This is a genomic window from Paenibacillus sp. FSL H7-0714 (genome assembly GCF_038003765.1).
In the GTDB taxonomy this organism is placed as follows: Bacteria; Bacillota; Bacilli; order Paenibacillales; family Paenibacillaceae; genus Paenibacillus_AQ.
In genome coordinates, this window is record NZ_JBBOPT010000001.1 from 1,903,448 (window position 1) to 1,923,308 (window position 19,861).

Below are 19,861 nucleotides of genomic sequence, written 5' to 3' on the forward strand. Positions count from 1 at the left end.
GGGTGCTGATTAGGAATCTGATGGATCGGACGTATAAAAGTAACACACAGGTTGATGAGCGGTCATATGCGCAGGTAGATGTGTGGGCAGATGAACTGGCAGATCAATGTATGACACACCCAGGAAGTCATAAAGGACAGAGTGGTGCATTAGGCAAGGAGTAGAGTGCGGGGGAGGTCATTATAGGGGATTTCTCCCTATAACTGGCTGATTTATATTCTGGAATGGAGATTATAGGGAATCTCTCCCTATAAATTTCGGAAAAAGCCCTTTTTATGGAGCAATCTATGCTTTTATAGGGAGGAAATCCCTAAATATCGGTTTATAGCGCGTATATTGAGGAATTATAGGGATGATTTCCCCTTAATTCAACTTGTCAGCTTGAGATTAATGCTTCGAAGGTAAGTTCTGTTTCTATGGCTTAACGGATTGGAACACAAAAAGCATCCCGTCGATGGGATGCTTTTTGGCGTTACCTAGACATTGTTACGTGTGCATTAGAATAATAAGTTTAAAGTCCGAGTGAAAGATCAAAAGCAGAGAAAGGCTCCAGCAAAAATTTGAAATTGAAAGAATTTTTTGTTTAGTATAGGCAAGCTAATTACTGTGATGATTGCTGTCATGGGGTACGCCGCCAGTTATAGCGGCGTATTCTACTAGCGCGGCCTGACCGGCTGGGGTCAGGGTATAGCGCCCACGGCTGACACGGTGGAACCAGCCGTAGTAGTTGTGCTGCAGCATAGCGGCGGCGTTCGGTACGCCGCTACGCTTCCGCAGCTCGGCCGGAGAGATCCCGGCCGAGCGGGCGCTTGAGGCAGCGCTAGGGGCACCGCTTCGCGTGCCAGCCGCCGCTGCCTCCCGTGCTGCCGTGTCCCCGGCAGCATGCCCCTCCGGCGCTGAGCTCAGCGCCGGAGCCTGTGTAGCGGTGCTCGCCGCTGCACGTTTGCCCGCTGCGAGCGAAGCCTTCGCAGCGGCCTTCTCGGCAGCGACGGCGGCTTCCGCCTCCGCTGCCTGCAGAGAAAGCGCGACACGCAGCGCTTTCTCACGGTAGGCCGTCACGAGCTTGACGCGCGTGCTGCCGCCGATGTTGTAGTCTCCGCTGCGCTCGCGGAACTCATAGAGCAGGCGCTCGCGCCGCCGCTTGTTGCTGCGCTGCGCAGGTGGCGTCTCGTCCGGCTCGACGAGCACCTCGACCAGCGGGGCCTTGGTTTTATAAAAAACAACGGTGATCAGCCCGAGACCAAGGCGGCGGCACAGTCCGCTAAGCTCGCCCCAGCGCTGGTTTACCGCCCCTTTTTTATCACGGACACGTTCTACTGCGAGATAGACCGTAGGACTGAGCTTTAGCCGTTCCACGCCTTGCAGGAGCAAGGCGAGGTTGAACGATTTTTTCATCTCTACGATTAGAGGCTGCTCTAAATCCTCACGAATACCCACCAAATCACAAGTCCGAACCTCACCCTTGATGCTGTATCCTTGCTTTTCAAAAAAAACCTTCAAAGGAGCATACAGCTCCGTTTCATGTCGTACCGCCATAGTGTCACTCCCGTAGCTCTTTTTTTCGGGTTCTCATTAAGGTTTTACTGCGATTTTATGATTCTCTATTATAGCACAGCAAAAAAGAGGTCAACTATTCCGCGCTTGCCGCATAGGTATGTAATACACTTTTTAACGCTATAGGAGAGCAAGTAGGAGCGCAAGAGGAGGCAGCGAGCAATGGATATTTTTGAGCGAATAGCTTCGTATCGGGCTGAGAACGACCGTTTGGCGTGGAGCGGGACCTTCAAGCAATATATAGAACTTTTGAAAAAAGACCCCTCTCCCGCAAAAACCGCTCACTCCCGCGTTTATGACATGATCAAGTCGCATGGCGTAGAGGACATAAACGGACGCAAACGTTATAAGTTTTTTGAACAAGAGATTTTTGGACTTGATCGTGCAGTCGAAAAGTTAGTGGAGGAGTATTTTCACTCTGCAGCACGCCGGCTAGATGTTCGTAAACGGATTCTGTTATTGATGGGACCTGTCAGTGGGGGGAAATCGACCCTAGTCACGCTGTTAAAAAGAGGTTTGGAACAATACTCGCGGACGGATGCGGGTGCGGTATATGCGGTTGAGGGTTGCCCGATGCATGAGGATCCACTACATTTGATCCCCCTGGAGCTTCGTCCAGAGATTGAAAAAGAACTCGGTGTGCGTATTGAGGGCAACTTGTGCCCATCCTGCCAGATGCGGCTGAGAAATGATTATGCGGGAGATATTGAGCAGGTTAAAGTGGCTCGTGTCATTTTGTCAGAAGAAGAGCGGGTAGGGATTGGTACTTTTAGTCCATCCGATCCGAAGTCGCAAGATATCGCCGATTTGACAGGAAGTATCGACTTTTCGACCATTACTGAATTTGGTTCGGAATCCGATCCACGCGCTTACCGTTTTGACGGAGAGCTGAACAAAGCTAACCGTGGGCTGATGGAATTTCAAGAAATGCTCAAATGCGACGAAAAGTTTCTATGGAATCTGCTGTCACTGACGCAAGAAGGAAATTTCAAGGCTGGCCGGTTCGCGCTAATCAGTGCGGATGAAATGATCATAGCTCACACCAATGAAACCGAGTATAAGTCGTTTATTTCTAATAAAAAGAATGAAGCGCTCCAGTCCCGTATGATTGTGATGCCTGTTCCGTATAACCTCAGAGTATCGGAAGAGGAAAAAATCTACGCGAAGTTGATCGCCCAGAGTGATATGAACCATGTGCATATTGCGCCGCATGCGCTGCGTGCCGCTGCTATTTTCTCGATCCTGACCCGTCTGAAAGAAAGTAAAAAACAAGGCATGGATCTGATCAAAAAGCTTCGCATGTATGATGGTGAAGAGGTCGAAGGCTACAAAGAAGCAGATCTCAAGGAGATGCAAACGGAGTATTTGGATGAAGGCATGTCCGGAATAGATCCGCGGTATGTTATCAACCGGATTTCCAGTGCTTTGATCAAAGGTGATCTGCAGTGCATGAACGCACTGGATGTGTTGCGTGCAATTAAAGACGGCCTGGATCAGCATCCATCGATTACAAAAGAGGAGCGGGAGCGTTATTTGAACTTCATCTCCATTGCCCGCAAAGAATATGACATTTTAGCTAAAAGCGAAGTGCAAAAGGCCTTCGTCTACTCCTTTGAGGAGTCCGCCAAGACATTATTTGAGAATTATCTCGATAATATCGAAGCCTTCTGCAATTGGTCCAAAATCCGCGATCCGCTGACGGATGAGGAGATGGAGCCGGATGAGCGGTTAATGCGTTCGATTGAAGAGCAAATCGGTATCTCTGAGAATGCGAAAAAAGCGTTCCGGGAAGAGATCCTGATCCGGATTTCCGCGTATTCACGCAAAGGGAAGAAATTCGAGTACAACAACCACGACCGCCTACGGGAAGCGATTGAGAAGAAGCTATTCACAGATCTCAAAGATATCGTCAAAATCACCACCTCGTCCAAAACGCCGGATGAAAGTCAGCTTAAACGGATCAATGAGGTGTGCGCTAGACTTATTGATGGGCATCACTATTGCCCAATTTGCGCTAATGAGCTGCTGAAGTATGTGGGCAGTCTGCTTAATCGGTAAAAGAATACAAGTAAATTTGCGGACCACCATTTGGTGGTCTTTTTTTATGTGATAGATATTTTTTACGTGTATCAATACGTGAGATTGTGTGGAATTAGGCTTTGGTCGCGCATCCGAAAAGTAATGCATGAACCATGAAAAGTAGCAGGGGGAGCCGCCCTTACAGGAAAAAACTGCAAATGTACATTATTATATATGGCAAAGCTCTTTAAATTAGTAATTCCTGCAAATCTGCAGTTTTTTTGCGGTGTAAGTCACTTTCAAACCCCAAGTAGGGAAAATTCCTGTATTTTTTCAGCTTTTGAGCTAGATGAGGACGATATCAATGTAAAAAGCTGCACATTTGCAGTTTTCTATGACAGCTAACTAAAGAAAGTGTTAGATCATACAGCATCATACAGCTCAGCAAAACAGGAACAATCCTACTCGCTTGCAGTTGATATAATGAAATCACCGTACGGGGGAAGGCTGGTGCTGCACTTGAATTACAGTAAAGATATAGAGAAATGTGTTGAATATATTGAAGCTCATATCAAAGAAAATATAACAGTGGAAGAAATAGCCGCTGAGGTTGGATATTCGGTGTATCATTTTTGCCGAGTGTTCAGCTTATGCAAGGAAATGTCCGTGATGGAATATGTGCGGAGCCGGAAATTATCTTTAGCGTCCATTGAATTGTTTGCCGGTAGAAGAATCATTGATATCGCGCTGGACTATGGTTTTGAGACACAAAGTGGATTCACTAAGGCCTTTCGCAAGGCTTTTGGCTATAGCCCGACACAGTATGCCGCACGGATGGACGGATTTACTAAAGGAAAAACACTAATTGAAATCGGAGGTTTTATAATGAACCCTGTTATTGTTCGCAAGCCTGCATTTAAGGTCGCTGGGTATGGGATCCAAACTAATGTTGCTGGAAGTATGTACACCAAGGATATTGCTTCTTTTTGGAGTCATTATGAGGGTGAGAATCTGGAGTCCAAAATGTATAAAATACTAAACCCGCCTAAACACGGAGAAGTCGGCTTATGTATTCCTTCCTCAGATAATGGTAATGCGACTTATCTTCTAGGTGTTATTGTAGAGGACTACTCCAAGGTGGAAGATGATATGTTGACGATGGATGTGCCAGAAGCCGAATATGCTGTGTTCACAACGCCGCCAGTGGATACATCAAAGGATACAGAGCAAATACAGTTTGCACAGGTTATAAAAAGCACATGGAAGTACATCTTCGAAGAATGGTTTAAGGATAGTGGCTATGTTTATGATGATAGTAAACTGGATTTCGAATTCTATGATGAACGCTGCCACTCGCGTCCGGATACGGTGATGGAGATCTATGTTCCAGTGAAAAAATCGACAGAATAATTTGAACGAAATAATAAAGCAAAGGGAAAGGCTCCCCGGTGATGACAGTAACTACGGGAATGTTTGGACTTTCGGTCGCTGTTGTCTCCAGATGTTCTTGATTTTTACCGCTTATGCGGATAACATCCGAAGACAAAGGCGAGCGCTACGCTCCTACAGTTCCAAACTTCCCTACGTTACTTTCACCTCTGCAGCATTTGCCATGTTCTAATTATTCAGTCGATACGGGGTGTCGACGTAAGAAGGTCCGCAGCGGGTTATACGCTGCGGGCTTTCTCATTTATTGTAGGAGGATTGACGCTTATCCCCTCCCGTAGTCTAATAGAGTTAATTAGACATGTAACTTGAAAATCTAGGGGAGTGGAACAGATGATTAGAGAAGCGAAAGCAGAGGACTGGCAAGACATAGCGGAATTATTAGAGCAGTTGGGTTATTCAGAGACAGAAGCGTTCATGCAAGAAAAAATAGAAAAGCTAGTCCTGCATCCGGATGAGGAATTATTAGTTTTCGAGGAAGATCATAAAGTAGTCGCCTGCATTTCCATGCATTACATACCTCAATTAGGGCTCACAGGGGATACTGCAATTATAAGCTATCTTGTGGTAAGTAATGCGATTAGGAGCAAAGGCATTGGACGGATGCTTGAGGAATATTGCACTGATTTAGCTAGAAAAAGAAACTGTGACCGAATTCAAGTTCATTGCCACTCTAGAAGAACTGATGCGCATAGATTTTATGCCCGACAAGGATTTACTGAGGCTCCGAAATATTTTTCAAAGATGTTAAATGAATCCGAGTAATCAACAGACCAAATAAAGAGCGGCAGACCAGGGACGTACTACGCGTCCAGTTCTGCCGCTTTATTATTCAAGCAATAGAGCACTACTCACTTATTCCTCTTTTAAATAAACTTACGCTGCACCTTTTTGCCATCATACGAGAACCGCGCCTTTTTGTCCTCCACGACGGTCTGTAGATGAACGGTGCGCCCCCATAATGAGTAGATATGCGGGAGTGTACGCTCCAGGTACTTCAGATCCAGCTCGATACTTTCATAGCGGTGGGTGATAAATAACTCGCCATTCTTCTCGAAGTCGGCATCCTCGATGACCAAGTAAGGTGACCCGCCATTGACTCGAGCGAGCACCAGTTGATCTCGTACATTTTCCCATGCTTTGTCGGTGATTTTCCATTCCGGCCCTTTTTTCTCAAAAACATAAAGATCGAGGTCGTTCACCAGTTCTTTGGACAGATAGCTGCGGATAAAAGAAGTATCAGACTCCAACTCGCGAACCTCAAATATTTTCTCACGGTCCCAGCGGCGTTCGATGTCTTCGAAGATTTTTAGACCAAGATAGTATGGATTCAGGCTTTGCCGTGAAGGCTGCACGACGGAGGAATTTAGTTTAGCGTATTCTACGGTTTCTTCTTCGGTCAGATCCAGTTCACGGACGATGCGCTGATGCCAGTACGAAGCCCAGCCTTCGTTCATGATCTTCGTCTCCATTTGTGGCCAGAAGTAGAGCATTTCATCATGAAGCATCGTCATAATATCGCGCTGCCAATCCTCCAAGACGGTGGAATATTGCTGGATGAACCAGACAATATCTTTTTCCGGCTCAGGTGGGAACGCACGATTTCCGGATGATGCTTCCTGTGGTCCAGAATTGCTCTTGTCTAGATTCCATAACTCGTCGTACGGATTAGCTGGTTTGGAGCCACCCGGAGGGGCATCCTTGAGTTCTTTCATTTTGGCTTCCAGCAAATGGGTCTTACCTAGCTTACGCGGCTGAATCAGGCTGGGATCTATATGCTCTTGAATGGCCAGCACGGAATCGATGAAGCGCTCCACTGCATCGGTACCGTAGGTTACTGAATAACCGGCGATCCGATCCGCTGTAGCCGACATGCTCTCGACCATATCCCGGTTGGACATGGAGAAACGCATGTTATTTTTGAAAAAATCGCAGTGCGCCAGCACGTGAGCTACGATCAGCTTGTTCTGAATCAGCGAGTTTCCGTCGAGCAGGAAAGCATAACAAGGGTTGGAGTTAATGACGAGCTCGTATATTTTACTCAGCCCGAAATCGTATTGGGATTTCATTTTGTGAAATGTTTTTCCGAAGCTCCAATGACCAAATCTTGTCGGCATTCCATAAGCACCGAATGTATAAATAATATCGGCAGGGCATATTTCATATCGCATGGGATAAAAATCCAAGCCGAAGCCAGTAGCTATTTCCGTAATTTCAGCAATCGCCCGCTCCAACGCATTAATTTCTTCGCTTGGCATGATTCTGTGCTCCCTCCTATAATTCTGTAGATCCAACCTGAATAAACCCTCACGAAATGGGGTTTGGCTTCATATAGATGGGTCGATCAATGTAGTTCATATTATGTATATGGGTAGGGGGAGGGCAATATGACGGGAGGGAGAATCCGTTATATATCTTTATGATTTTCTCAAGGTGATTCGTAAGTAGCTTGGAGTTATCAAAATACCATCATATTAATTATCGTGGAGAATTATTAATTCAATAGAAGAATAGAATGGTTATGGCGCACGAGTAGTGAAAGCTGGCGTATCCAAGGCATGGGATGTGAGTCTCCTTTGAAGCCTAAAGTCGTGATCGCTTTAGACGTGGGAGGAACCTTTATTAAGTCTGGTTTGGTCGTGGATGGAGAATTGCTACAGGCTAGCTGCAAGCAACATCCTTCCTTCGCTGACCAAGCTGCCGATGTGATTATAGACCAATTTATTTCTATATTTGAAGATCAATATCAGTTCTACTCCGTTACACTAGGGAAATCCTCAGACTGTACTTGGCGCATCGGTCTCGCCTTTCCCGGGCCCTTTGATTATCAGCAAGGCATCTGTTATATTCAGGGGCTTAGTAAATATGAGGCGTTGTATGGTGAGAATATACGAGAAGTATTATATACCTGGTTCAATACCTTACAACATAAGGAATGGGCGAAACACCTGCTGCAGGCAGATATTCGATTTGAGAATGATGCGAAGCTGTTTGCCTTAGGCGTAAGCAGATTATTTCCAAATGAACGATATATTTCGTTAACTTTAGGGACAGGGTTAGGCTCCGCATTTATTGATCGTGCATTGATCCTGAACGAAGGACCAGGTGTTCCCAAGGACGGTTGGCTTTTTGATAAACCTTTCCTGGAGAGTACCATAGATAACGCCTTCTCACGTCGCGGAATTCTTCGCCTGGCTGATCAGATAGGAGCTCTAGAAAAAGGAATGGACGTGAAGGAACTCGCAGAACAAGCTAGAAACGGGAATTGCTTGTGCTGCAAGGTGTTTGAAGAATTCGGTACACGATTGGCTAGGATGCTAAAGTCCTATGTTATAGACTATCAGCCAAACCGCATCGTTATCGGCGGACAGATTGCTAAAAGCATCGATTTATTTAGCCCCGCCCTCCAGAAGGGATTGGCTGATTCATCTATTGGTATATTTACTTCAGAAAATGTGTTCGAACACACGCTTATCGGAATATCGAGATTATTTGACGATTCCTTAGGGTTCAATTGATAATTCAAAGATAACCAGTTACCGATCCATGTCGGTGACTGGTTATTTTTATGCTCCATCTTCGGCCAGAAATTGAGCATTTCATCAGGGATTATAAATGAACTTGTCGGTTCATTTATAGTTCATATTCCAGTGATAGGATTCACAGTATAATAATAAGCGTTGGAAGGTCGTGCAACATGACAAAAGTAAAACAAACCGTAGATTATCCATTGTATAATGGACAGCCGTATTTCATGCCTATTGGCAAATGGGTAGTGATCCTTGCAAGTATCGTTGTAGGCTATTTAACAATGACAGTAGAGATTCCTTTTCTGCCTAATGAAGTGCAGATCAAGATTGCTCCGTTTCTATTCACGCTATTTCCGTTAATCGCATTAGTATGGGCAACCAAAGGGAAGTTAGGAATTCTCTTCAAAAAGCCTGAAGTAAGTCATGTATTATACGGGATTTTATTCTTTATTATTAATTTCATCGTAACGTTGGGGGTAGCCGCGCTGCTTTCATCGATGGGAGCTGTAACAGTAAATGCGGTGCTAGGTCATGGGGATACCCTTTCAACAGGTGAGAAGCTCTGGACATTGTTCTTCTCAGGATTTCAATTAATTGGCGAGGAATTGTTAACGATCTTGCCATTCCTGGCGATTATGCAGCTTTGCTTTATTGGCTTTAAAATGTCACGCAAGGCGTCCGTGTTTATTGCATTAATCGTAACAGCGCTCATTTTTGGTGCACTACACTTAAAAACGTACAATTTTAATTTTGCTCAGGCCATTCTGGGAATCGGAATCGCTCGAATTATTCTAACGCTTGCTTACATGAAAACAAAGAATATCTGGACGTCGATCATTGCACATATTTTAAATGACTGGGCAATATTTGGGACTAGTATGTTAGGTGGCGCAGTAGCAGCACCGTTCCTGATGCATTTCTTGCATTAAGAGCCGGAGGAATTTCCGTAGACTCACAAAGAGGTTAAGCATATAGTACGATAGATATTGAGAAGGTTTCTGAGGTACAGAAGCACAGCTGATTGGATATCCAATCGGCTTTTTTTGCTATCTAGTTTAAATTTCTATCAATCTCTCTATCATCAGATATCCCTCTGAAGGGATACCCAGCCCCCGTTATTATTGGTATACTTTAACAAAAGATTCTACTTATGGAGTGTTTAAGGAGGTTATGATCGATGAGATCGAGCGGTATTCTTCTGATTTTTATAGCGCTTATAGTAACCGGTTGCTTTAACCAGCCATCCAATGGAGAAGACAAATTCACAACTACCATTAATGAACAAGAAGACGTGATAAACAGCCATGGAATGATTGTTAAGAATCTTAAGAAGTTGGATGCTTTTATCCAAAATAAAGCGGGTAAGCAGCGTGTGGTTCATTACACAATTGAGGGTGATCCGATCTTTAATGACTTGAAATATACTGACCAAGGGATTGAAATGCGGCATGATAATTCCGAAGATACGTTTGGTAGTCCCCAAGTAACCACATACACTTGTCAGAACCTTGTTAGAAACGAAACGGATAAACTTCTGTCGTATACCTTAACGGGCTGCGAGGGCGAACAAGCAAAGATCGAGCTGCTACAGATTCCTTTTGACGTAACGAAACAAGATAAGTTTGAGTTTGTTTTAAAGTATGGTGTGAACCAAAAGAACGAAATGAATACGATAGAGAAGAAGTTGGTCAAAGATCTCCAGAATGGGGAAGTAGTCGAGGTTAGTGATTTCGGGCTTTCTGAACAGGAACGTGGACAAATCTATAAAGAAATGGTTCTAGCGAATTACTTAGATGAAAAAGAATTATCTACTGAGTGTAATCGAAAACCTGCTGTAAGTTACGATTTATCGGTTGAGATTAATAGTGGAGAGCGTCATTATCAGTGGACGGAATGCCAGAATACTGAGGATGACGGTCAGATGACTGAACTAGCCCAAGCGATCATTAAGATCGTGCAGGCCGGAAGCATTTATAAGCAACTGCCTGAGGTTAAGGGGCATTACGAATAATTTAAATAAGTTGAACTAAAACATTCTAAAAAGGAAGAGTGGCGGAGGGGAAGTTTGGAACTGTAGGAGCGATAGCGTTCGCCTGAAAGCTTTCCGTAGGAAAGCTCGCTCCGGAAGCATAGGCTCACCGGATTTCAACCGTGAAACACGGTATATAATCAAGAAATCTGGGGACAACAGCGACCGGAAGTCCAAACATTCACCGCAGTCATGTTTACCTTAAAGAAATACCTTAAGTTTTTAACTAATTTTTATTCTCAGATCATTGGAGGCAGCATTCATGCACCGAATATTGTTAATTGAAGATGACGAAGCAATTAGTGAAATGGTTAGGTCCTATTTAGTAAAAGAGGGCTATGAAGTGGAAACGGCGTTTGATGGTGAAGTAGCGGAAAGGACATTCCGTACTAGTAATCCTTTTGATCTTGTATTATTAGATCTCATGCTGCCCAAGCGCAGCGGTACTGATATTCTCCAGACGATCCGTGCGACAAGTCTAGTTCCGGTGTTGATCATGTCAGCCAAGGACAGCGATGTGGATAAAGCGCTTGGACTTGGCTTTGGGGCGGATGATTATATTACCAAGCCATTTTCAATGATCGAATTAGCTGCAAGAGTGAAGGCTGCGATTCGAAGAGCGGGTTATGCTACCCCCACCATCCAACCGGAAGCTCCAATTCCTGCGAAGCAAAAAATTTCCATTGGTGGCCTGACTGTAGATTTGGATAATTTCTCTGCGCTAAAGAACGGGGAAGAGGTGAAGTTAACGTCTAAGGAATTTCATATTCTTAAGCTGTTCGTTACGCATCCGGGCAGGGTCTTCACCAAAGCGCAGATTTATGCTAGCGTATGGGCAGATGATTATTTCGGAGATGAGAACGTTATTAATGTACATATGAGAAGATTACGCGAAAAAATAGAAGATGACCCCTCGCATCCAGAGTACATCAAGACGTTGTGGGGGATCGGATATAAGCTGGGAGAGCAGCTATAATGAGCATGGCGCTTAGTGTGGTCATTGTACTCCTGCTCGTCGTCATTGGATGGCAATATCAGCATTCGCGTAAAGCTTCCAGAGACCTGAAATATATTCATGACAAGCTAAGTAGCATCATGGCTGAAGGTTCACACGAAAGACTGCTGTTATTCAGTAGTAATGTGGAGCTGCAAAGTGTGCTGATTGATCTAAATCGGCTGCTCGACATTAATCATAAAGGAAGCATTGAGCGCGTGAAGCTGGAGAAGTCCATGCGTAATATGCTGTCGAACATTTCCCACGATCTTAAGACTCCGCTAACGGTAGTACTCGGTTATATTGAGACGATTCAGCAGGATGAACATATGCCAGCCGAAGAACGGGAACGTATGATGAACACAATTCACCAAAAAGCGAATGAAGTGATCCATCTGATGAACAAGTTCTTTGACTTGGCTAAGCTGGAATCAGGGGATCGGGAAATCAATCTTTCACGTGTTGAGGCAGGCGAGGTATGCAGACGTAATATTCTCTCTTTCTATGATATCCTTAGCGCCAAGGGCAGTGAGGTAGAGATAGAGATTCCTGATGACTCGCTTTATTTCATGGGAAACGAAGAGGCGCTTGACCGGATATTGACCAATTTGTTATCGAATGCGATTGCTTACGGGGATGCCGGAGGCGTATTAGGTTTGAAACTCTATAGTGATAAGAACAAAGTATACATAGATGTTTGGGACAGGGGAAAAGGCATTAGTGAAGTTCACCAGGATAAAGTATTCGAACGGCTCTATACACTGGAGGATTCGAGAAATCGATCATATCAAGGGAGTGGTCTGGGTCTGACGATCACCAAAAGATTAACGGAGCAGATGAATGGTACCATTACACTGGTTAGTCAACCGTTTGTGAGAACAGTATTTACCCTTTCTTTTCGTAGATTAAGCTTCTAAAGAATGAAATTGTGTACAGCTTAAGATTTTTGTAAGAATCGAGTAATAAAAAAGAAAATTCTGCTGTGTACAATATGAACTAAGGAAGACGAGACGAAAACAAAGGGGAGCACGGAAATGACTACGATACTTCGAACAAGAAATTTAACGAAAACCTACCAAGGCAAAGAAGCCGTTAGCAATGTGAATATGAATATTAAACAAGGTGAAATTTATGGCTTTCTTGGACCGAACGGTGCCGGCAAAACAACGGTCATGAAAATGATCACGAACCTCGTTAAACCTACAAGTGGTGAGATTGAGTTTTTTAATGAAAAAATGACAAATCATTCGTATGAAATGCTCAAACGGATGGGCTGCATCATTGAATATCCAGTGTTTTATGATAAACTCACAGCCAAGGAAAACCTGATCCTGCATGGAGAATATATGGGCTATTATGATCCGCAAGCGATTGGCGAAGCGCTGGAGCTGGTAAAGCTTACGGGTATCGATAAAAAGCCGGTGAAGCAATTTTCGCTTGGGATGAAGCAGCGTCTTGGTATTGCCAGAGCCTTTATGACGAAACCGGAGCTACTCATTCTGGATGAGCCGATTAATGGACTAGACCCTGTGGGAATCAAAGAGATGCGTGAAGTGTTCCGGATGCTTAGCCGTGAATATGGAATGACGTTACTTGTATCTAGTCATATTCTGGGGGAAATCGAGCAGATTGCTGATACTATCGGTGTGATCCGGCAGGGTGCTCTGGTAGAAGAGGTGGCGATGGATTCCATTCGCGGTCAAAATACAGAATATATCGAAGTGGTTACGAATGAGATTAACAAAGCAGTGTACGTGTTGGAGCACAAGCTTGGCCTCAATAACTTCAAAGTACTTGATCATATTACAGTAAGAATCTATGACGGTGAAATCTCACAACGTGATCTGAATAAGGCGTTAGTGCTAGCAGACGTGGAGATTGAGAGCATCAGCAAGAAACAACATACGCTGGAAGATTATTTTTTACAATTGATTGGGGGTGAAGGCGTTGCTTAAATTAATATCTTTGGAGATTCGGAAGAATAAGCTAAAAACTCTTCTTACAGGGGCAGCAATCGTCAATCTCGCTATTCTTGGGTTTATGATTATGGTTTTATTCGTTGATCGAAATGAGAATGAACCGTCGTTCGCTTCTTACGCAGATATGTTTGAGGGTGTGTTCGTTTTTGTTAAGGCTGCTTATATTATTTTCGCTTCCGTTATTATTAGCAAGCTGGTGATTGATGAGTATAAGAACAACACTATTACTCTTCTCTTTATGTATCCTATCTCACGTAAAAAGCTAATGACTGCGAAAATATTGATAGTGTTCGCCTTCACATTTGTTGCCATCATCGTGTCAGACATTGTGGTTGGCGCTATCCTAATAGGATTCAATTCTTTTGTAGGGCTTATTCCGGGTGAGTTAAACCTTCCTATGATCACTTCAGAGCTGATCAAGTTAGGCGCAAACGCATTTTACGCAGCGGGTATTGCTCTGATTCCTTTGTACTTTGGAATGAAGAAAAAATCAGTTCCTGCCACCATCGTCTCGGCTGTGTTAGTTACGTCCCTAATTTCTGGTGGATTTGATCAAGCGCGCTTAGGTAATTTAGCGGCGGTGTCGATCTCGCTTGGCTTGATAGGAGCAGGTATTGCCTATATGGCGATTCGCAATATTGACCATAAAGATATAGCCTAAAATATTTATAGAAATCCCTCTTAAGAATCTCAGTACGATGTGTAAGTCATCGTGGTCGGGTTCTAAAGGGGGATTTAGTGTTTATCTGCGACCGATTAAAGTATATTTGCTATAATGGTCAAAATAGAAGAATTTAAAATTTAAGATGATTTCCGCTCATTTTAGGGTAATGATAATGGATGAGAGAGCCTGAGGTGAAATGAATTGTGGATAAAGACTGGACGTCCATTCTAACACGATTGCTTTCGGAAGAGAGCGCTTATAAATCGTTATATGACCATCATCCTAATTTGATATTTGTGTTGGATCGGCAAGGTCGCTGCGTAGGAACGAATCGTACGTTCTATCTAGAATCCAGTGCAGAAGCATCGTTCCAAGATATAGGTCTGACAGCACTTAAAAGAATATACCTTGTTGATGTAGCTAGTTTTGAGGCTACCCTGCAAGGGAATCCCTCTAGCTTTGAATTGCAAGATCTGAACAATCCCAAAGCGGACGTTGTGAAGGGAAACTTTATTCCTATAACGATAGACGAGGGAATTGTTGGGGTATTCGCGATCATACAAGTGGATAACAGCAACTATCATCATTATTCGGAAGGGTTACATGACTGGCTAAACGCATTAGCAGATTCTTTTCATGCTAAATTATCGGATAAGGTAGAACTAGAGTCAAACTTCAAATCTACTTTTGCTGCTGAAGTCGAAGATAAACGAGCGAACCTTATTCTGAACTCCGTCTCAGCTGGAATATTCGTACTAGATAATATAGGGCGAACGCTCTTTATTAACCGTGAGGGAGCAGATATGTTAGGTTACCAGCCTACAGAATTGGTTGGCCTGAAGCTGATGGAATATATTCATCAAATTCAAGGCGATGGCTCACGTTATTCAACCCCTGATTGTCAGATCAGTCTTACAATTGCAGATGGAATTATCCGCAGGAAAGACGATGAGATCTTTTGGCGTAAGGATGGAACCAGCTTTTTTGTCAATTATCGGGTCTCGCCTCTTATGGATGGGGGGATGATCTCAGGAGCAGTTATTGCTTTTAGTGATATTACGAATGCGAAAGAAATCATTCGCGCTAAAGAATCTGCGGAACAGGCGGCGCAAGCCAAATCTGATTTCTTAGCGATGATGAGTCATGAAATTCGGACACCGATGAATGGAATGATAGGGATGTCAGATCTTTTACTTGAAACTGATCTTGGAGAAGAACAGCGGGGGTATGTCGAGATTTTACGAAGCTGTAGTTACACGCTTTTACAGATCTTGAATGACATTCTTGATTTCAGCAAGATGGAAGCGGGTAAGATGCCACTGCAAACCGAATCGTTTGAACTTCGAGAGATGATATCGGACATCATTGATTTATTTACGCCTAAAGCCGAAGAGAAGAAGCTGGCCTTGCGGTGGTGGGCGGATACGAGTGTTCCAACAACGTTACTGGCTGATCCGATCCGTTTGCGACAGATTATTGTCAATCTGGTAGGCAATGCTCTGAAATTCACAGAACATGGGAGCGTTACACTATCGGTTAAGAACATTCCACTTTCGGATTCAAAAGAATATTTATTGGAATTCTCTGTCCGTGATACAGGTGTTGGGATTGCCGATAATAAACTCAATTTATTATTTCAATCCTTCTCACAGCTGCACCCGATCATCAACCGTAAATATGGCGGTACAGGGTTGGGACTCGCTATTTGTAAGCAGCTGGTTGAGCTGATGGGTGGGACAATCTTTGTAGAAAGTGAAGAGAATAAAGGTTCAACATTCCGGTTTATGTTACCCTTCATAAAAAAAGAGGTCGAGTTAAATTCAACTTCAAATCAGGAGGGGTAAACGCACAAATCCCCGGTTCATTGACTTACGAAGCAATGACCGGAGATTTGCGTTAGAATATTAATCTTGAAGCATATACATGAGACCTACAGTATGTGGGCCACAATGGCTACCAATAACACAACCTGCGTTGAGGATAGCGATCTCATTCACTTGAGTTTTCTCTCGTATCGCTGTCTCTAGATAGCGAGCATCTTCTTCCGCTAAGGTATGAACAACGATGAGCAGCTCTTTATCCATCCGATCGACGTTAACCAAGGCGTTCTGGAGCATTTGTTCCACGGCTTTTTCTTTTTTGCCACGAATTTTACTAGTAGGTACGATACTGCCGTCTACAAGTCTAAGAACAGGACGAATTTTTAGCAGACTACCGATGAAATTCTGCATACCTGAACAGCGTCCACCCATATATAAGTAATCTAGCGTATCTACCACGAATTCTGTTTCTACAAGATTACGACTCTGCTTCAGCATAGCTGCAATCTCAATGGCACTGTAACCTTTTTCAGCGGCTCTGACAGCTTTCATAACGAGAAGAGCGATGCCTCCACATAAGGTCTGTGAATCAATAACCTGTACACGCCCCTCTGGGAATTCCCCAGCAGCCAAAAGTGCATTCTGATATGTAGAGGATAATGATGAGGAGAGACTGATATATACAATATCATCTCCACGGCTAATTACCGGATGAAAAGCGGCGATAAAGTCAGCTGGCGAAGGCGCGGCCGTCTTTGGCAATACTCCGCTTGCTGCGACACGGCGATACACTTCTTCTGGTGTGATATCTTCACCATCTTTGTAGGTTCCTTCTTCAAACACTACGTAAAGGGGAACGATGCCGATATTAAAAGTATCCTTCCAGCCTTGAGGCAAATCGGAAGTGCTGTCTGAAAATATTTTTACAGTAGACATGAATTTCTCCTTCACCGATAATCGGACGACAATAGTCATTATTGAATCACATAATCTATTTATTATACCAAGATTAAGCCGATTCTCAAAATGAAATCGTAGAAATTCTGAAAGAAAGAAAGACTATCCGGAATTCCGAATAGTCTAAGTAAGCATTAATTTTTTTTCATAACCGGTATCCAGATCTCACAGCGATAATCCTCTGCATCAGGACTTCCCGGAAGGTATAACTCAAACTCGGGTCCTCCTGTATGCTCATAGCCTGTTGCAGGGAACCACTCCTGAAAGATCCGTGACCATGCTTGCTGAATAGCATTCGGCATTGGCCCTACTGAGGTGAACACAGCCCAACTCGCAGCTGGTATCGTCGTAGAAGCAAAGCCCTGAGCGTCCGTCTCTGGAGAGGCTTCGACAGCAATCCAATAGGAGAAGGTTTCTTTTTCGTGATTGAAATCTTTACAAATACCAAGGATGTCCTTATCAACACCGATCTCAATCAGCTTATCCGACGTACCATTTTCGTTAGCTTCAATCCACAGCTGGGGGATACGGCGTAAATTCTCCCCATCTTTCGTTGTCATTTCCTCTACTAGTCCGATAACATTAAAAGCGTCTCTTGTCTCAATTCTGTAGTCCATTTCTTTATCTCCCTTCAGTGATAGATGGAAGGAGAGTCTAGGGAAGGCTTTGAGCTGAACCCCTGACTCCCGCGCAGCAGAAGGAGTAATTCCATGTGCTTTGCGGAATGCTTTGGCAAACGACTCGGGAGAGTCATATCCGTATTTTAATGAGACATCTAGCACCTTAACTTTAGAAATAGCGAGTTCCTGTGCCGCCAGAGTTAGTTTCCGTTTACGGATATAGTCTTTGACTGATACTCCGGTGAGCATGTAGAACATACGCTGGAAGTGAAAAGGGGAGGAATAAGCAACCTTTGCTATATCTTCTATATTAAAGGTTTCCTCCATTTTGCTCTCCATATAATCTAAAGCTTCTTTCATGCGGATAAGCCATTCCAAGCCTGCCATCTCCCTTTGAGTTCATACTATCATGCCACCATTTGCAAATCCTGTTATTCCTTGCTCTCTAATGACAGGTTGCTGATGGAAGAATGATCTTAACAAAATCATCCTATATAGTATAACTCAGGAAGGTGGAGAGAGTCAGCTTTGTAATCTGTACACTCTTGCTTCGTAAGGACGCAGAATTTCTCGTGTGGGTGATTCATCCGGGTAATTTCCAATGATTAAATCAGTAGCGGTGCTCAGCTCAGCGGAGAGATCAACGGTTTGAGGAGCCTCGTTGAAGTTGAGCAGGATCAGCCATTGTTCATCATCTAAAGTTCTTGTATAAGCATAAAGGTTCTCATGATCAGGCAGTAGCAGCTTATATTCTCCATATACCATAATCGGATTTTTTTTGCGTAAAGCAATTAATTCCTGGTAGTAGTAGAAGATTGAATCAGAGTCTGCCAATGCTTGCTCCACATTAATTTCCTTGTAAATCGGATTTACTTTGAGCCATGGTTCTCCTTCTGAAAATCCAGCATTAGCAGATGCATCCCATTGCATCGGGGTACGGGCGTTGTCTCGGCCTTTGACATGGATAGCGTTTAGAATCGTTTCATGATCTGCGCCACCCTCAGTTACTTTTTCACGGTACATATTCAGAATTTCGATGTCTTTATAATCTTCCAGCGTTGTGAATTTTACATTCGTCATCCCAATTTCTTCACCTTGGTAAATATAAGGGGTGCCTTTAAGTGTATGTAGTAAGGTAGCGAGCATTTTGGCAGATATTACGCGATACTTCCCATCATCACCAAATCGTGAAACCATACGCGGCTGGTCATGATTGTTTAAGTACAGACTATTCCAACCCTTGTCAGCCAGACCGACCTGCCATTTATGAAGTATGTCGCGCAGTTTAGTTAATGTCCATGGGGCTACATCCCATTTGCCTCCTGGGCCGGAATCTACGTCCATATGCTCGAATTGGAATACCATTTGAAGTTCTTCACGATCTTCGTCTGTATAAAGAACGGCATCCTCTACTGAAGCCCCTGGCGTTTCCCCGACGGTCATAATGTCATAGCTTGAAAGAACCTTTTGGTTCATTTCATGTAAAAACTCATGGACTCGGGGGCCATTCATAAAGTAATCGCCACCCCAAGCAAGTTCCTCTGGCGCCTCACCCTCGATTTGGAAGGAAGGTAGCCCTTCTGCTTTAGAAATCAAATTAATGACGTCCATCCGCAATCCATCCACACCCTTGTCGAGCCAGAAGGTAATCATCTTGTATAATTCATCGCGCAGCTTTGGATTGTCCCAGTTGAGATCCGGTTGCTTGCGTGAGAACAGATGTAGATAGTATTCACCGGTAGTCTCATCTAGTTCCCAAGCCGGACCGCTGAATATGGAACTCCAATTGTTTGGACGTTCGCCATTCGGTCCACCTGGACGCCATATGTAGTAATCACGGTATGGATTATCTTTTGACGAACGGGACTCTACGAACCATTGATGTTCATCAGAAGAGTGGTTGATTACAAGATCCATCATTAGCTTAATGCCACGATCATGCAGTCCAGTCAGTAGTTCCTCCCAGTCTTTTAGCGTGCCGAACTCATCCATAATATCTTCGTAATCGCTGATGTCATAACCATTATCATCATTTGGCGATTTATATACTGGTGACAACCAAACTACATCGACACCGAGCTTCTGCAAATAATCCAGACGTGAAATGATGCCTTGCAGATCTCCAATACCGTCACCATTACTATCTTGAAAGCTGCGTGGATAAATTTGATAAACGACAGCTTCCTTCCAAAAGGTTCTTTTCATTAATAATCACTCCTTATATAAGTTATCCATTTAGGAAAAAAATA

17 protein-coding genes are annotated in these 19,861 nt (G+C 43.8%); 12 read left to right on the plus strand and 5 right to left on the minus strand.

Annotated elements, in window-relative coordinates; genetic code table 11:
* Positions 1 to 2 precede the first annotated feature (2 nt).
* Positions 3 to 164 (plus strand): hypothetical protein, encoded by a 162-nt coding sequence (locus NST34_RS08370; RefSeq protein ID WP_179085752.1) that lies wholly within the window; start codon positions 3 to 5, stop codon positions 162 to 164.
* 433 nt (positions 165 to 597) lie between these two features.
* Here NST34_RS08370 and NST34_RS08375 read toward each other — a convergent pair whose 3' ends face one another.
* Entirely contained in the window at positions 598 to 1,536 is a 939-nt protein-coding gene (locus NST34_RS08375; RefSeq protein ID WP_341127548.1) for a DUF2161 family putative PD-(D/E)XK-type phosphodiesterase, read from the minus strand.
* A 180-nt stretch (positions 1,537 to 1,716) separates the two neighbouring features.
* On the opposite strand from NST34_RS08375, the gene NST34_RS08380 reads away from it, so the two are divergent.
* The 3 genes from NST34_RS08380 (at position 1,717) to NST34_RS08390 (ending at position 5,784) form a co-directional block, all read left to right on the plus strand.
* Positions 1,717 to 3,612: a PrkA family serine protein kinase gene (locus tag NST34_RS08380; RefSeq protein ID WP_042186251.1), complete on the plus strand. Its 1,896-nt coding sequence runs from the start codon at positions 1,717 to 1,719 to the stop codon at positions 3,610 to 3,612.
* A gap of 444 nt (positions 3,613 to 4,056) precedes the next feature.
* On the plus strand, positions 4,057 to 4,983 hold the full coding sequence (locus NST34_RS08385; RefSeq protein WP_341127549.1) for an AraC family transcriptional regulator: 927 nt from the start codon (positions 4,057 to 4,059) through the stop codon (positions 4,981 to 4,983).
* A gap of 369 nt (positions 4,984 to 5,352) precedes the next feature.
* The gene (locus tag NST34_RS08390; protein WP_076300010.1) at positions 5,353 to 5,784 is read left to right on the plus strand and encodes a GNAT family N-acetyltransferase; all 432 of its coding nucleotides are present in this window, start codon (positions 5,353 to 5,355) and stop codon (positions 5,782 to 5,784) included.
* A gap of 101 nt (positions 5,785 to 5,885) precedes the next feature.
* On the opposite strand, the gene NST34_RS08395 is transcribed toward NST34_RS08390, so the two are convergent.
* Positions 5,886 to 7,277 carry a SpoVR family protein gene (locus tag NST34_RS08395; RefSeq protein WP_340968322.1) on the minus strand — a complete coding sequence of 464 codons (1,392 nt, stop codon included), beginning with the start codon at positions 7,275 to 7,277 and terminating at the stop codon, positions 5,886 to 5,888.
* A 318-nt stretch (positions 7,278 to 7,595) separates the two neighbouring features.
* Here NST34_RS08395 and NST34_RS08400 point away from each other — a divergent pair, with 318 nt between their 5' ends.
* From NST34_RS08400 to NST34_RS08435, 8 genes are all read left to right on the plus strand, one after another.
* Positions 7,596 to 8,537 carry an ROK family protein gene (locus tag NST34_RS08400; protein ID WP_341127550.1) on the plus strand — a complete coding sequence of 314 codons (942 nt, stop codon included), beginning with the start codon at positions 7,596 to 7,598 and terminating at the stop codon, positions 8,535 to 8,537.
* A gap of 179 nt (positions 8,538 to 8,716) precedes the next feature.
* A complete protein-coding gene (locus NST34_RS08405) occupies positions 8,717 to 9,478 on the plus strand; it encodes a CPBP family intramembrane glutamic endopeptidase (protein ID WP_341127551.1) in 762 nt (253 codons plus the stop codon).
* 248 nt (positions 9,479 to 9,726) lie between these two features.
* The gene (locus NST34_RS08410; RefSeq protein WP_076300006.1) at positions 9,727 to 10,560 is read left to right on the plus strand and encodes a DUF4362 domain-containing protein; all 834 of its coding nucleotides are present in this window, start codon (positions 9,727 to 9,729) and stop codon (positions 10,558 to 10,560) included.
* Between the two features lie 280 nt (positions 10,561 to 10,840).
* On the plus strand, positions 10,841 to 11,554 hold the full coding sequence (locus tag NST34_RS08415) for a response regulator transcription factor (protein ID WP_076284202.1): 714 nt from the start codon (positions 10,841 to 10,843) through the stop codon (positions 11,552 to 11,554).
* On the plus strand, positions 11,554 to 12,489 hold the full coding sequence (locus tag NST34_RS08420; protein ID WP_076300005.1) for a sensor histidine kinase: 936 nt from the start codon (positions 11,554 to 11,556) through the stop codon (positions 12,487 to 12,489). Before NST34_RS08415 ends, NST34_RS08420 begins: the two co-directional genes overlap by 1 nt.
* 117 nt (positions 12,490 to 12,606) lie before the next feature.
* Positions 12,607 to 13,527 carry an ABC transporter ATP-binding protein gene (locus tag NST34_RS08425; protein WP_341127552.1) on the plus strand — a complete coding sequence of 307 codons (921 nt, stop codon included), beginning with the start codon at positions 12,607 to 12,609 and terminating at the stop codon, positions 13,525 to 13,527.
* Positions 13,511 to 14,212: an ABC transporter permease gene (locus NST34_RS08430; RefSeq protein WP_231573408.1), complete on the plus strand. Its 702-nt coding sequence runs from the start codon at positions 13,511 to 13,513 to the stop codon at positions 14,210 to 14,212. The genes NST34_RS08425 and NST34_RS08430 overlap by 17 nt, the downstream gene beginning before the upstream one ends.
* 206 nt (positions 14,213 to 14,418) lie before the next feature.
* Positions 14,419 to 16,059: a PAS domain-containing sensor histidine kinase gene (locus NST34_RS08435; RefSeq protein ID WP_341127553.1), complete on the plus strand. Its 1,641-nt coding sequence runs from the start codon at positions 14,419 to 14,421 to the stop codon at positions 16,057 to 16,059.
* A 60-nt stretch (positions 16,060 to 16,119) separates the two neighbouring features.
* Here the strand turns inward: NST34_RS08435 and NST34_RS08440 are convergent, their stop codons facing one another.
* The 3 genes from NST34_RS08440 to NST34_RS08450 all read right to left on the minus strand — a co-directional run bounded on the left by NST34_RS08440 (position 16,120) and on the right by NST34_RS08450 (position 19,817).
* Positions 16,120 to 16,971, minus strand: coding sequence for a DegV family protein (locus NST34_RS08440; protein WP_076300004.1), 852 nt, complete (start codon positions 16,969 to 16,971; stop codon positions 16,120 to 16,122).
* A 155-nt stretch (positions 16,972 to 17,126) separates the two neighbouring features.
* The gene (locus NST34_RS08445) at positions 17,127 to 17,972 is read right to left on the minus strand and encodes an AraC family transcriptional regulator (RefSeq protein WP_341127554.1); all 846 of its coding nucleotides are present in this window, start codon (positions 17,970 to 17,972) and stop codon (positions 17,127 to 17,129) included.
* Positions 17,973 to 18,134: 162 nt separating this feature from the next.
* On the minus strand, positions 18,135 to 19,817 hold the full coding sequence (locus NST34_RS08450) for a glycoside hydrolase family 13 protein (RefSeq protein ID WP_341127555.1): 1,683 nt from the start codon (positions 19,815 to 19,817) through the stop codon (positions 18,135 to 18,137).
* Positions 19,818 to 19,861: the final 44 nt, after the last annotated feature.